This is a genomic window from Candidatus Arsenophonus triatominarum (assembly GCF_001640365.1).
Taxonomy (GTDB): domain Bacteria; phylum Pseudomonadota; class Gammaproteobacteria; order Enterobacterales; family Enterobacteriaceae; genus Arsenophonus; species Arsenophonus triatominarum.
Genome location: NZ_LWMI01000005.1, coordinates 87876 through 101927, shown reverse-complemented (window position 1 = coordinate 101927; position 14052 = coordinate 87876). Strand labels below are relative to the sequence as shown.

Here is a 14052-nt window from a genome sequence, read left to right as displayed (position 1 = left end):
TTTCCTCCCACCTTACTTAATATTAACGATCTTGAAAAGATATTAGGTCTTAAAGAAAGATTCCATACTAAGACCTTGATTATGCAAAATATCTTTTAATCGGCGCAAACCTTCAACCTGTATCTGACGAACACGTTCTCTAGTAAGACCAATCTCTCGCCCCACCTCTTCTAACGTTTCCGATTCATAACCTAATAAACCAAAGCGGCGCACTAATACTTCACGCTGTTTTGCATTAAGTTCAAACAGCCATTTAACAATACTTTCTTTCATATTGTTAGCTTGGATAGTTCCTTCTGGCCCTGAATCGTTATCATCAGATAACACATCAAGTAACACTTTATCTGAATCACCACCGATTGGAGTATCAACAGAAGAAATCCGCTCATTTAGCCGTAACATCCGGCTAACATCATCCACCGGTTTGTCTAAGCGTTCTGCAATTTCTTCGGCACTTGGCTCATGATCAAGTTTCTGAGCCAATTCTCTTGCAATACGCAAATAAACATTTAACTCTTTAACGATATGAATCGGTAAGCGGATAATTCGCGTCTGATTCATAATTGCTCGTTCAATAGTTTGGCGGATCCACCATGTTGCATAAGTTGAAAAACGAAAACCCTTTTCCGGATCAAATTTTTCAACCGCCCGAATTAATCCAAGATTGCCTTCTTCAATCAGATCCAGTAGGGCAAGACCTCGATTACTATAGCGACGAGAAATTTTTACAACCAAACGTAAATTACTCTCAATCATACGCTGACGTGATGCTGCATCACCACGTAAAGCGCGCCTTGCATAAAATACTTCTTCTTTCGCTGTCAGAAGAGGTGAATATCCAATCTCACCAAGATAAAGCTGAGTTGCATCTAGAACACGTTGATTAATATTCTGAAATAAATCTGAATCATCATCTTGCTCTAGATTTAAGTCCTCTTCTTTTAGCAAGCTTTCATCGAAAGCTTCCGCATCCATGCTAGTTTCGTCTAAATCGTCATATAACTCGTTAACTTTTAGCGAATTTTGGCTCATCAGTCACTCCTACCCATTGATAATGCAGACAACATTGACAAGCAATCTGTCCAAGTTATCGTTGCGAAAGATAACGCAACGGGTTTACTGATTTTCCCTTGTAACGAATTTCAAAATGTAATCTTACCGAACTTGTACCGGTGCTACCCATAGTGGCAATCTTTTGCCCTGCCTGAACCTCCTGTTGATCACGAACTAATATAGTATCATTGTGAGCATAGGCACTCAGATAGTCATCGTTATGTTTTATTATTATAAGATTTCCATATCCACGTAATGCATTTCCAGAATAAACCACTTTTCCTGCTGTAGTTGCAAAAACAGGTTGACCGCGCGATCCGGCAATATCAACACCTTTATTTCCGCGCTTCACAGCAGAAAAAGATTCAATCACTTTCCCTTCGGCCGGCCAGCGCCACTTACCTACTGTATTGACTACGCTGTTACTATTTAACCCCGAAGATGCTGTTGTTGCGGGCGGCGTAGAAGGTGTTAGTGGCTTGGATGCTCTCGGTAACATCTTTCCTGAATTTTGCTTACTGACAGATGAAGCATACGCATTAGTTGACTGAGAATCAACATTTGTATTGTTAGTATTCGGAGTACGATTAGCAACTACCATTTCTGAGTCGGTAGAACTACTACCAATATTAAGTACTTGCCCAATATTTAAACTATAAGGTTCTGCAATTTTATTACGTTGCGCTAGATCACGATAATCATTGCCTGTTATCCAAGCAATATAAAACAGCGTATCACCTCGTTTAACAGTATAGGTGTTACCACTATAGCTTCCTTTTTGGATATTATCATAATTTCGGTTATAAATTATTCGACCATCGGTGTTAGTCTTAGGTGCTGGTATCACTGGCTGATATACCGGCTTATTTATACTATTATTTTGATTACTAACAGAAATATTTTTAGGAGAAGAGGGTATTGGCGTATTTTTTGATGATGTATTGACAGCAGGATAAGTATCAATTGGGCGGCTACTATCTTGGACACTACTAATTGGCGCTGCTGGATGATATGGTGTCGAGCACCCTATTAACACTGTGCCTGTTATTATACAGATAGTTGCCCATCGAATAGCAAATTTTGGGCTGTTAAAATTCATACTTCTTCTCCCATGAAGATAAATCTTGAATAAAAATCGATAATGTAAGTCATGATCGACAATTTATTGCAATAGCTAAATAATAAATTATTATGCTTACTTAAAGCAGAGATTAATAAAACCTTAAATTATCTATCGCTAAAATATTACCTATTTCATGCCAAACTTCCAGGAATTAAAGGAACAAATCGCACTGACTCTACCGTTGTAGCATGAAAATCATTACCCTGACGTTTAATGACTTTTAACATCTGTTTTTTCTCACCGACAGGTAATACCATGCGGCCACCATCTTTCAATTGTTCAAGCAACACGAGTGGGAGTTCTGCCGGCGCCGCAGTGACAATGATTCCATCAAAAGGCCCCTTTGAAGCCCATCCCATCCAGCCATCGCCATGACGGGTTGAAATATTATGAAGATCAAGTTGTTTTAATCTACGTTTAGCATTCCATTGTAGTCCCTTGATCCGTTCTACCGAAAAAACCCGCGCGACAAGATGAGCTAAAATGGCTGTTTGATAACCCGACCCTGTGCCTATCTCTAAAACATGATCCGAAGGAGAAAGCGTAAGTAACTCTGTCATACGAGCAACAATATAGGGTTGCGAAATAGTCTGAGAAAAACCTATAGGTAAAGGAATATTTTCATAAGCTTTATGTGAAAGTGCTTCATCGACAAAACGCTCACGAGGAACTTTTGCAATAGCTGCCAATAGACCTTCATCTTTAATCCCTTGATGACGTAATTGTGTCAATAAATCTCTCATTGACCGTTTTAGCATTCCTCACTTGCCTCTGCTTTTAATAACCAATCTTTAACAACTTGCTGATCCTTATGAGCAGTTAAATCCACTTGTAATGGTGTAATAGAAACATAACCCGCCGATACTGCAGCAAAATCAGTATCTGGACCCGCATCAGATATTCCTCCAACTGGCCCTAACCAATAGACCGTATCGCCCCTTGGATCTTTAGATGGATCAACTTTTTGAGCTGCATGACGACTACCACAGCGTGTTACTTTGTAACCTTTAATTTCCGATAAAGGAATATCAGGAACATTAATATTAAGAATATTACCCGCTTTTAATGGCGTTTTCTGTAATAATTTTAATAAATGACAAGTTACTTCTGCTGCTGTTTGGTAGTGTGTTTCACCATTCAATGAAACCGCAAGTGCAGGTAAACCAAGATGACGTCCTTCTGTCGCCGCTGCAACGGTACCTGAATAAATAACATCGTCACCTAGGTTGGGGCCATGATTAATACCCGAAACGACGATTTCAGGAGAGGGTCGAATAAGCTGATTAACGCCTAAATAAACACAATCCGTTGGCGTTCCTTGTACTGAGATGTCTCCATTGTCTAACTTGGCTATTCGTAATGGTTTATGAAATGTTAATGCGTTTGATGCCCCACTTCGGTTTCTATCAGGTGCAACAACCTGAACGAAATAATGTTTACGTAATGCAGTAGCAAGCGTTTGGATGCCAGTTGCTGTTACACCATCATCATTACTTAGCAATATCCTTAGCATTATTGTATCCCGTTGATTTATATTGAACGTTATATTAAGAACCAGGCTATTTTATCCAACTATTATCATCTATGATAAAAAAAGATTATGGGTTGAAAATAGCGTCAATAATAGATTACAGCAAGAATATCATTAAGTAACAATAAAACACATCAAATTACGATAGAAAAATGGAGGTCTAATATTAGCGTATGTGAATATAATAAAATAACAATATAATTTTGTTTGTTTTAACAACTACCTGAAAAATAATAAAATATCTAATTACAATTATCAATTTTTAAATAACATAAATAAGATAAGCCAAAATAATATCCAATAAAAATACTATCTTAACCAAATATCTAACTAGCAATACATCAATCAATAAAAAAAAATTTCTAATAAATATTAAAAATGTATAAAGAGTTGTTGACTAAATACTATCAACACTACCGGTCAATAACGAACAAAATAAGCAAGTTAACTTTTTACAACAACAGAAATAACACTGCCCAATGTATTAACCGCTAATTTTTTATTAAACTTTTGTCGGTTGAATTCTAATATTTTCACTTAATCTTAAAATCTATTGGGCAAATTTGATTAGCTATTTTCAGCCTCTTTTATTTTGACTTTAGTTAATAACAGCATTTATTAATTAAGAGTTGCAAGCAATCTGTTACATCTGACTGATAATAGCAAAATAAAAATTTTGCCTTAATGCCGCTTATTGCAAAAGAAGGCTTAATGCCTTTAAAAACAAACTGACAACATAATTGTTAAATTTTAAATCTTATTATATTTATATAACCTGAGTTCGGGATAAGCATTATCAATTATGCTTGAAGATATGTTCCTGCCACAGGTATCTTTGGTTTAGATGGAATTAAACAATATGCAACCAGCCCGGCTAATAAATTCACTACAAAGTTAGCAGGAGAGCGGTGCCGCGTATGCGCTATCTGACAAAGATTTTTTAACTCATCAAATACCGTTTCGATGACAGAACGATGACGCAAGATGGCTTTGTCGAAACAAGTCTGTTCAACAGGCTTAATTTTCTTCTTGATATTCGTTATAAGGTTAATTCCCATTGTTTTCAGTTGCTGTTTCAGTGAAGCCGATAAATACCCTTTATCCGCATACAAACAACCAGAAAGATCTTTTATCAGCTCAGGTAATGGTTTCCGATCTTCTGTGTTTCCTGGTGTAAGTCGAAAACTGAGTATTTCCCCCAAATGATTGATAATTACATGAAGTTTGAAACCAAAGAACCAACCTGTTGAGGTTTTTCCTCGTTCAGCTATCCCATCGAAGACTTTATGCCGGCGGATCCGTAAGTTATCACACACAGCTATCGGAGTAGAATCGGCAACCGACAGACCCGTGCACTTTCCCTTAATTGACTCAAACAGTGCCGTTAAAGCTAAGGCACTGCGCGGAAGTAACTCTACGCAGCGTGAATATGATGGCAAGTTAGGAAATTCCTTCCTGAGATATAAACGGATATGATAGAGATAAAATACCTTGAATTGGCTGAATCGGAGTTGATGAAACAAAACAGCCAGTGTCATCATTTCAGCCAATGAAAGCTGAGTAGACCGTCTACGACGCTTACTACCGTTATTCAGCTAAATTTCATGCATTTTTGGCTCGAAGTCTTTACAAAAATCATCCATCAGGCAATAAAGTTCAGTAAAATTTTCCATCATTGTTTAACAATGCTCTACTCTTTAACCAGATTGTTAGAGTATTTTAACGAAATATGCGCATTCAACTATTTGAATAGCAAGACTTTCACTTTATTTCTTATCCCGAACTCAGGTTATTTATATAATAAGATTTATCATCAACAACATTATTTTTAACCGAATACTATTCAGCAATATCAATAATATTTTCAGTATGATTGATTAATTAATTCTCGTCACGAGTTTCGCATCAATAAAAAAAACGCTCTATTTTTAAGTTTAATTCAGCATAATATATAAATAGACAAAATCTTATAAATTAAAAGCAACTTATTGTAATTTAAACAAATTTATACGTTTTAGTAACTTGCAAATTAACCATTGCTTTTAAGCCATTTCTGGAATTTTATATGTCTGTGCGAAACTCGTGCTCGTATCACACTGGTGGCAAAACTACCCTTAGGTAATGAAAAAGACAATTTCAAGGTTTGCTGCTCTAACCATTTCCAATGCATATTCTGTGGAACAACAATGATCGCTCGTCGAACCAAATTTGTTCGTTCAGCTTGCAGCAGCGGCAATAAAATAGAAAAATGAGTTAAACATTGCTGTTCAAACAGTTTCGCTTCTGATTGAGTTCCTAATTCTTTTTCACCATATAGCGGAGCGGTAATTTGAATTTCGCCAGCCTGCAATCTTAGTTGTAATTGAGATAACTCTTCACTCTTAGCAACGAACCAACTACCACTACCGGTTAATTGCATAACATCACCGTCCATTATCTGACGTACTTTATTATTAATCATACGTTCGCTGACGATAAAATTAAATATAACACTCCGAACGGCAGAAAGATAAAAACTACGTTTATTACGCTGCTTGACTTCAATTTCACCTTTTGCCCAACGCTCAGCTTGCACGAGATTATTACACGCTCGACCAAAACGCTGCTCACCAAAATAGTTAGCTACCCCCAATGTTCTAATTTGCTGCAAACGTGTTTCCACTGCTTGTTGATCACTAATATGTCGAATAGTTAACTCAAAATCATTGCCTTTTAATGAACCAATACGTAATTTACGTTTCTGTGTCTTTTCACTAGCAAAATTTCACATCCTGCAAGTGAAAACTGGCTAAAATCGGGATCATCCTTTCCTGGCAAATGAAGACAAAACCACTGTTCCGTCACTGCTTGCCTATCTTTTAATCCAGCATAACTGACACTACGTGGAGAAATACCAACAAATCGAACCAAATGGTCGGCTACAAATAAAGTATTACAGCCCTTTTTTCTAAGATACATCAGCAAGTGTTCACCCTCACCTTCAGGTTAAAATCCCAGATCTTCACGTACAATAAAATCTTCTGCCGTTAATTTTATTGCTCCGCTTGCTACTGGTTTACCATGCAGCCACTGAAGTGCTGTCACCATCACGACTATTATCCTTTACCAATAAAGCCATTGCTGCGCAAGCAATGCCTTCTTTTCTACCAATAAATCCAAGTTTCTCCGTCGTGGTAGCCTTAACATTGACATCATCAATATGGCAACCTAGATCATCTGCTATATTTTTGCGCATATCAGCAATATATGGCCGCATTTTGGGTACTTGAGCAATAATTGTGATATCAAGATTACTAATACAATATCCTTTTTTCAGCACCTGCGAATACGCCTCGCGTAACAAACCGCGACTATCGGCATCTTTAAAAGCCGGATCGGTATCAGGAAAAAGTTTACCGATATCGCCTAATGCTGCTGCTCCAAGAATAGCATCTGTCACTGCATGTAAGGCGACATCACCATCGGAATGCGCTATTAATCCTTGTTCATAGGGAATTTTCACTCCACACATTGTAATTGGGCCATCTCCACCAAATTTATGTACATCAAATCCATGTCCAATCCGCATGAACGATACTCCTAACAATAGTCTTATAAAGCGCGAGAAAGGTAGAATTCTGCTAACATCAAATCTTCTGGTTGAGTAACCTTTAAATTATCCACTCTACCTTCCAGCAATTGAGGATGGTAACCGCAATATTCAAGCGCCGAAGCCTCATCGGTAATTACCGCTTTTTGCGCTAATGCTTGAGTCAAACAGTTTTTGATTAATGCTAAAGGAAAAAATTGTGGCGTCAGTGCATGCCAAAGTTCACTCCGTTCAACAGTATGACTAATATCTATTTTTCCTTGAACTGAACGTTTCATTGTATCTCTTACTGGCGCTGCCAAAATACCACCATAAGAAGACTGTTGATTATCAATAAAACGAATAATACTATCTAAATCAGTTTGATGTAAGCAAGGTCGAGATGCATCATGAACTAAAACCCAACAGGGATCTAGCTGTAAATTGTCTGATAAATAATTCAGTCCAGCCAAAACTGAATCAGCTCTTTGACAACCACCAACGACTGTTTTAATTTTTGCATTTTTTGCAATCGCTAATTGATGAAAAAAGATATCATCCTTATTTAACAAAACAATAATTTGGGAAATTCTTGGCTGCTTAAGTAAGGCAGATATGGTATGCTCAATAATCGTTTTTCCCGCTACTTTCAAATATTGCTTGGGACAATCCGCTTTCATACGATTACCAATACCAGCGGCAGGTATTAAAGCAGCAATTTGCACTTTATGATTAGATATAAATTTATTCATTGTTCTAGACTGTTTTCTTATGAATTACTACTTTTTCGTCATAATATTTTTAAATAATTTTGTGGCCGGAAAAAATATTATTAATTAAAAATTTTATTTATGGTTTGGAAAAGCATTCTCATTCACTATTCGATAAAAAGACTCTCCAGGTCTAATCATACCAAGCTCAGAACGGGCTCGCTCCTCAATAGCTTCACGTCCCTCATTCAAATCGTCTATTTCAGCAAATAAACGTTCATTGCGTACTTTAAATGTCATGTTCAACGTTTCTAGCGCTGCAACTTCACTTTTTATACGCAAATAGTCATGGACACCATTTTTACCAAACCATAATGAATATTGTAACCAGCAAAACACCGCCAACAATATCAGTGCTAATTTACGCATCGAAGCCCCCTAAGACTCACTTATCATCCCACAACTTACCCTATGACGCTACCTATCACAGATAAGTTATTAATAAAAAAATTCATAAATAAATATGAAATAGAGTCAAACGGGTCTTTTTATTGACAAAGTATAGCTTAGCTATATGTCAAAAAAAGTTTGTTTTTACTATCTAACAAGTTGATCAATTTAAAATATTTTGTTAGTTAACTGTTTTTTTATTTAAAGTAAAAAATTATGCTGAAAAATTCTTTCATTCTATTTTTATATTCATCAAGTTATCACTCAAGGTCAAAATAACTTGCTAAAAAAAGAGGGATCATACCAGAAGCGGTAGTGATGGATGCCTGGTATTCTAGCCGGGATAATCTGAAATCAATTCGCTCTCATGGTTGGGTCTGGGTAACCACGCTGAGGAAAAACAGGATTGTTAACCATAACAAACAACTGAACAAGTTAGACATCCCAGAAGAAGGAACCTTAATACACTTACGAGGTTATGGTTGGGTAACTGTTTTCAAATTTACAGCCAAAAACGGCCGTATTGATTACATAGTAACAAACAAAGACAATCCCACCCGTGAATACGTCAAATCTATCATGGATGCCCGTTGGTCTGTTGAAGTTTATCATCGAGAAGTTAAAGAAAATTGTGGTATTGAACGCTGTCAGGCTCGCACGAGCCGAGCGCAAAGAAATCATATTTTTCTCGCTATTTCTGCGTGGTTTGAACAACATAAACGTCGTATATCTGAAAAAATAACTGTAGTGGTCAACTAAAATTGGCCACCCTACCTGACTGTTCACGGAACAGTCGCTCTGATTCGTTTGGCGTTAATCCACAGTTATACCAGTGAGGTCTTATATCGCTATAGTAGTGGGTTATGTAGCGAATAATGGCTGACTGAGCAGTACTAAAGCTTTGGTAGCCAGTCGTTGGCACCCATTCGGTCTTCAGATTACGGAAGAATCGTTCCATCGGACTATTATCCCAACAATTCCCTCTGCGACTGATACTTTGGGTCATCTGATATAGCTAGGCGACTTAATTTTGATTACAAGGTGTGTTATGAGTTATACAATTGATTTTCGACGTAAAGTAATATCTGTAAGGAAAGCCGAAGGTTTAACAATTCGAGAAACTGCGAAACAATTCCGTATTGGAAAAGCGTCTTTAGTACGTTGGCTTAAACGACCAGAGCCAAAAAATTCAACGCCACGTAAGAGGAAGCTCGATAAAAATGCTTTAGCAAAAGATGTGGAACAGTATCCAGATGCTTACCAAAAGGAACGGGCAGAGCGATTCGGTGTTTGTAAAAAGACTATTTGGCAATCCCTTAAAAAGCTGGGATTAACCTATAAAAAAAAAAACTCTATTCCATCCAAAAACCAACGAAAGCGACAGGCTGGCACATCAGCAAAAAAGACAACAGTATGAAAAAAAAGATAAATCTGTTGTTTTTATTGATGAAAGTGGTTTTTCACATGACACTCCACGAACTCACGGCTATTCCCCAAAAGGTCACCGTTGTTTTGGCCTGAAAAACTGGGGTGCTAAGGGAAGAACAAATGTTATTGGCGCTTTATTGGGAACAACCCTTTTTGCTATCGGATTATTTGATTGCAATATTAACCGTGATGTTTTTTATGTTTGGATCACAAAAATATTGCTCCCAGAACTTCCTGAAAATTCTGTTATTTTTATGGACAACGCTAGCTTTCACAAAGGTAAGAATATTGAACAGGCAATTATAAACGCAGGACACCAGATAGAATATTTGCCTGTGTATTCACCAGATTTAAATCCTATAGAACATAAATGGTCTCAAGCTAAACGTAAAAAGATGGAAACAGGATGCACTATCGATGACCTGTTTTTAATACATATGCTGTAATCAAAATTAAGTCGCCTAGCTATAACGCCACAATGCCTGCCTATACTAAGCGTGTTGCTTAATAGTGAAATAAGGGTATTTCGGTGATTGAAGTAAATTTTAGGCTGTTCTGAGATGGAAATTCCAAAGACCGGCACTAAGGAGTAAAAAGGTATCATCAATAAAGGGTCTACGATTCCGTAAAATTTGGGTCATACAACCGAGGCGCTTGATACCCGCGATGGCGTGTTCAACCGTAATACGGATGCCCGAGATTATTTTATTTTCTTGTTTTTGTTCAGGCGATAAAGGTCTTTTTCGAGTTCCTTTTTTTGGGATTTGTGTATTAGGATGCTGTTTATCTATACCTTGAAAACCGGTATCGGCCCAGATGGTTACCTCAGGGGGAATATGGCGAATTATATCGACTTTATCGAGTAAGCGTTTATCGTGACGGCGCCCATTTTTGATCATGGGGATAAATCCAATTTTCCTCGTTTCGTCAGTCATAATAAGCCCTTTTCGAGTGGTCTGTCTTTTCTTTCCCGAATACATTTTTTTTCGCCGACGCAGATTCTTAGGCTTTTGGACAGGTCGCTCTGTCCCATCAATAAAGACGTCTTTAACTCCAGGAAAGGCGCGAAAAAATTCCTCAGCAGAGCGAATTTGACGAGCGGGCAAAACACATTCTCGCCCCAAGGTCATCTCTAAAACCGGCAATAATATTTTTACCCAGCGACATACCCGTGTTCTATCTAAACCAAAAAGAAGTCCTTGCAAATCATAGGTCGGATAACATTTTAAATACAATAAAATAAAAAGCAGTTTATCTAATGGGGTTGGGATAAATCCTTTCTGCCCTGCACCCATCTGCCGCTCGTGATCTTTTCGATTCTTTTTCCGATAAATCAAATAACAAGCTGAAAATTCAGCGGCTAAATTTTTCAATTCTTCAACTGATAATCCAATGATTGCTTTACATAAACGATTATCTCGTAACAACCGCTCTTTGTTGATCATTTCAAACCGTTATTTTCTAAGTTAAACCTCTTTTTATTGTCTATAGCGTGACAAAAAATGCAAGTCTCTATTCAGCAACTATTTTACTGACGACTGGTATAATGACTTCCCTGATCACTATGGAACATCACCTGTTTGGGATGCCCACGTAGTTCCCAAGCCATTTGTAGTGCTTTGGCGGTTAATTCTGAGTCTGGTGCAAATGACATTGCCCAGCCCACCGGTTTTCGGGCAAACAAATCCAATACCACAGCCAGATAGGCCCATCGTGAGCCTGTCCAAATATAGGTTACATCGCCGCACCAAACCTGGTCAGGCTTGGTAACAGCGAACTGCCTATTGAGCAGATTTGGAATATCAATACGTTCATTTCCACCGCGGTTGTATTTATGTTTTCGCTCTTGGCAACTGACGATGATTAATTCTTTCATCAACTTACCCGCTAACCACCGCCCAAGTTTCACGTTGTGTGTATTGGTAACCATCGTGGCGATAGTCCTTGCGCCAGCAGAGCCGCCACTAACGTTCCACGCTTCGCTGACTAGGCTACGTTTTATCGTCCGCTCAATATAGCTAGGCGACTTAATTTTGATTACAGCATATGTATTAAAAACAGGTCATCGATAGTGCATCCTGTTTCCATCTTTTTACGTTTAGCTTGAGACCATTTATGTTCTATAGGATTTAAATCTGGTGAATACACAGGCAAATATTCTATCTGGTGTCCTGCGTTTATAATTGCCTGTTCAATATTCTTACCTTTGTGAAAGCTAGCGTTGTCCATAAAAATAACAGAATTTTCAGGAAGTTCTGGGAGCAATATTTTTGTGATCCAAACATAAAAAACATCACGATTAATATTGCAATCAAATAATCCGATAGCAAAAAGGGTTGTTCCCAATAAAGCGCCAATAACATTTGTTCTTCCCTTAGCACCCCAGTTTTTCAGGCCAAAACAACGGTGACCTTTTGGGGAATAGCCGTGAGTTCGTGGAGTGTCATGTGAAAAACCACTTTCATCAATAAAAACAACAGATTTATCTTTTTTTTCATACTGTTGTCTTTTTTGCTGATGTGCCAGCCTGTCGCTTTCGTTGGTTTTTGGATGGAATAGAGTTTTTTTTATAGGTTAATCCCAGCTTTTTAAGGGATTGCCAAATAGTCTTTTTACAAACACCGAATCGCTCTGCCCGTTCCTTTTGGTAAGCATCTGGATACTGTTCCACATCTTTTGCTAAAGCATTTTTATCGAGCTTCCTCTTACGTGGCGTTGAATTTTTTGGCTCTGGTCGTTTAAGCCAACGTACTAAAGACGCTTTTCCAATACGGAATTGTTTCGCAGTTTCTCGAATTGTTAAACCTTCGGCTTTCCTTACAGATATTACTTTACGTCGAAAATCAATTGTATAACTCATAACACACCTTGTAATCAAAATTAAGTCGCCTAGCTATATCTGGCTCTTTAGGCCGACACCAATAGCGATAACTGCTTCGGTGAACATTAAAAATACGACACAAAGTTTTCACCGGATAAAGCACTCTTAGCTTTTCAACTACCGAAAATTTTTCAGTGAGTCGGACATTAAGAGCGCAGTAGCCTTTTTTAAGATGTCATTCTCCATTTCCAGCCGGTGGATTTTTTTCTTCATTTCTCTGAACTCAATTTGTTCAGGTGTTAATGGCAGACCAGGCGATGTTTTCCCTTGACGTTCTAAACGAAGGGCTCTTACCCACCGGCTAATCGCTGAAAGACTGACGTTCATGCCTTTCGCGGCTTCCTGGTAGGTGTAATTTTGGTCAAGGACTAATTTGGCGGTTTCACATTTAAATTCAGCAGTAATTATTTTACTCATTTCGGCACCTATAAAAATTATGAGGTAAGCATATCACCTCAACTTAGGTGGCCAAATTTAGTATGCCACTACACTTCAGCGAGGTTAAGTAACCCGACTTTATGTTTGATGATAGGATTATTTGTTTGATACATAGAATTACCTTTTATTTAATTATCTAATGATGTTAATTAAAACCGGTAACGCTCTTTTTTAAATCAGAATTGTCAGATTAAGTTAAGATTAATATACATGATGCTCCTGAGACGGATAGCCACTCCAGTCTACGGCGATTACACACAAAGATAACTGCCGTGTTAGCATTGAGGTGATACTACTGAAAATTAATGGAATATCGCGATGAAGGGATTCATTACCCATGAGGCGATCAACACGTTTAATCTTATTTTTGACCTGTGCTCTCCCCGACAAAAAACGACCGAGGCTGGTCAGTGTCAGTGATGCTCCATTGATTAACGCCACAGTGGCATCCAGCAGGGCATTTTGTCGGTATTGATGAAAAGGTGCTATGGCATCCCTGAAGAAATTCTGACATACTTTACGAACAGGCATAGCGGTGATCTCATGGAATTGTTGGCACAAATCAGTAATCACATAACGCTATGCCTGTCTCGTTTTCAGGGGATTCCTCAGCACTCAAGGGGCATAATATTAGCAGCGTTGGGGGAAGTAGTTAACTATTCGTTATTAGTTGCGTGTTAGTGGATTTGTGACAGATTGCGGTTTTGTTCTTGGTATTTTGCCAAAGATAACACACGGGGGTGAAAAAATAATTTGTACATATGTGTGTACATAAAAATAAATTAAAATGTACTTATTTTATTTAAGTAATATGATTAATAAATCATAATTAAATTAATAGGTTATTTTTATTTTACGATCGATATAGCT

At 37.7% G+C, this 14052-nt stretch carries 12 protein-coding genes and 7 pseudogenes; 3 read left to right on the top strand and 16 right to left on the bottom strand.

Annotated elements, in window-relative coordinates; translation table 11 throughout:
- Window positions 1-42: 42 nt before the first annotated feature.
- The 9 genes and pseudogenes from rpoS to ftsB all read right to left on the bottom strand — a co-directional run bounded on the left by rpoS (window position 43) and on the right by ftsB (window position 8414).
- Window positions 43-1032: an RNA polymerase sigma factor RpoS gene (gene rpoS, locus AYJ55_RS02095; RefSeq protein WP_063653968.1), complete on the bottom strand. Its 990-nt coding sequence runs from the start codon at window positions 1030-1032 to the stop codon at window positions 43-45.
- 55 nt (window positions 1033-1087) lie between these two features.
- The gene (nlpD, locus tag AYJ55_RS02090; protein WP_063653967.1) at window positions 1088-2152 is read right to left on the bottom strand and encodes a murein hydrolase activator NlpD; all 1065 of its coding nucleotides are present in this window, start codon (window positions 2150-2152) and stop codon (window positions 1088-1090) included.
- 155 nt (window positions 2153-2307) lie between these two features.
- On the bottom strand, window positions 2308-2934 hold the full coding sequence (locus tag AYJ55_RS02085) for a protein-L-isoaspartate(D-aspartate) O-methyltransferase (protein ID WP_032115462.1): 627 nt from the start codon (window positions 2932-2934) through the stop codon (window positions 2308-2310).
- Window positions 2928-3689, bottom strand: a complete 762-nt coding sequence (gene surE, locus AYJ55_RS02080) for a 5'/3'-nucleotidase SurE (protein WP_063653966.1) — start codon at window positions 3687-3689, stop codon at window positions 2928-2930. The genes AYJ55_RS02085 and surE overlap by 7 nt, the downstream gene beginning before the upstream one ends.
- A gap of 818 nt (window positions 3690-4507) precedes the next feature.
- Window positions 4508-5380, bottom strand: a pseudogene (locus AYJ55_RS02075) (IS982 family transposase).
- Between the two features lie 356 nt (window positions 5381-5736).
- Window positions 5737-6797 (bottom strand): annotated as a pseudogene (gene truD / locus AYJ55_RS02070) (tRNA pseudouridine(13) synthase TruD).
- Window positions 6763-7275: a 2-C-methyl-D-erythritol 2,4-cyclodiphosphate synthase gene (gene ispF / locus AYJ55_RS02065; RefSeq protein WP_063653965.1), complete on the bottom strand. Its 513-nt coding sequence runs from the start codon at window positions 7273-7275 to the stop codon at window positions 6763-6765. Before ispF ends, truD begins: the two are co-directional and overlap by 35 nt.
- 23 nt (window positions 7276-7298) lie before the next feature.
- Entirely contained in the window at window positions 7299-8027 is a 729-nt protein-coding gene (gene ispD, locus AYJ55_RS02060) for a 2-C-methyl-D-erythritol 4-phosphate cytidylyltransferase (protein WP_063653964.1), read from the bottom strand.
- Between the two features lie 93 nt (window positions 8028-8120).
- A complete protein-coding gene (ftsB, locus tag AYJ55_RS02055) occupies window positions 8121-8414 on the bottom strand; it encodes a cell division protein FtsB (protein WP_063653963.1) in 294 nt (97 codons plus the stop codon).
- A 300-nt stretch (window positions 8415-8714) separates the two neighbouring features.
- On the opposite strand from ftsB, the pseudogene AYJ55_RS02050 reads away from it, so the two are divergent.
- Window positions 8715-9182 (top strand): annotated as a pseudogene (locus AYJ55_RS02050) (transposase); the annotation flags it as partial.
- A gap of 4 nt (window positions 9183-9186) precedes the next feature.
- Here the strand turns inward: AYJ55_RS02050 and AYJ55_RS24585 are convergent.
- Window positions 9187-9447 (bottom strand): annotated as a pseudogene (locus AYJ55_RS24585) (integrase core domain-containing protein); the annotation flags it as partial.
- Window positions 9448-9483: 36 nt separating this feature from the next.
- On the opposite strand from AYJ55_RS24585, the gene AYJ55_RS31470 reads away from it, so the two are divergent.
- Together AYJ55_RS31470 and AYJ55_RS31465 are read left to right on the top strand one after the other, a co-directional pair.
- Window positions 9484-9852 carry an IS630 transposase-related protein gene (locus AYJ55_RS31470; protein ID WP_063653960.1) on the top strand — a complete coding sequence of 123 codons (369 nt, stop codon included), beginning with the start codon at window positions 9484-9486 and terminating at the stop codon, window positions 9850-9852.
- Window positions 9773-10309 carry an IS630 family transposase gene (locus tag AYJ55_RS31465; RefSeq protein ID WP_063653958.1) on the top strand — a complete coding sequence of 179 codons (537 nt, stop codon included), beginning with the start codon at window positions 9773-9775 and terminating at the stop codon, window positions 10307-10309. The genes AYJ55_RS31470 and AYJ55_RS31465 overlap by 80 nt, the downstream gene beginning before the upstream one ends.
- Window positions 10310-10408: 99 nt before the next feature.
- Here AYJ55_RS31465 and AYJ55_RS02035 read toward each other — a convergent pair whose 3' ends face one another.
- The 6 genes and pseudogenes from AYJ55_RS02035 to AYJ55_RS02010 all read right to left on the bottom strand — a co-directional run.
- A complete protein-coding gene (locus AYJ55_RS02035) occupies window positions 10409-11308 on the bottom strand; it encodes a transposase family protein (RefSeq protein WP_063653812.1) in 900 nt (299 codons plus the stop codon).
- Window positions 11309-11394: 86 nt separating this feature from the next.
- Window positions 11395-11871, bottom strand: a pseudogene (locus AYJ55_RS02030) (DDE-type integrase/transposase/recombinase); the annotation flags it as partial.
- A gap of 29 nt (window positions 11872-11900) precedes the next feature.
- Entirely contained in the window at window positions 11901-12389 is a 489-nt protein-coding gene (locus AYJ55_RS02025) for an IS630 family transposase (RefSeq protein ID WP_063653499.1), read from the bottom strand.
- Window positions 12358-12723: an IS630 transposase-related protein gene (locus AYJ55_RS02020; protein ID WP_063653415.1), complete on the bottom strand. Its 366-nt coding sequence runs from the start codon at window positions 12721-12723 to the stop codon at window positions 12358-12360. Before AYJ55_RS02020 ends, AYJ55_RS02025 begins: the two co-directional genes overlap by 32 nt.
- A gap of 37 nt (window positions 12724-12760) precedes the next feature.
- Window positions 12761-13161, bottom strand: a pseudogene (locus tag AYJ55_RS02015) (transposase); the annotation flags it as partial.
- A 228-nt stretch (window positions 13162-13389) separates the two neighbouring features.
- A pseudogene (locus AYJ55_RS02010) lies at window positions 13390-13713 on the bottom strand (IS4 family transposase); the annotation flags it as partial.
- Window positions 13714-14052 lie beyond the last annotated feature (339 nt).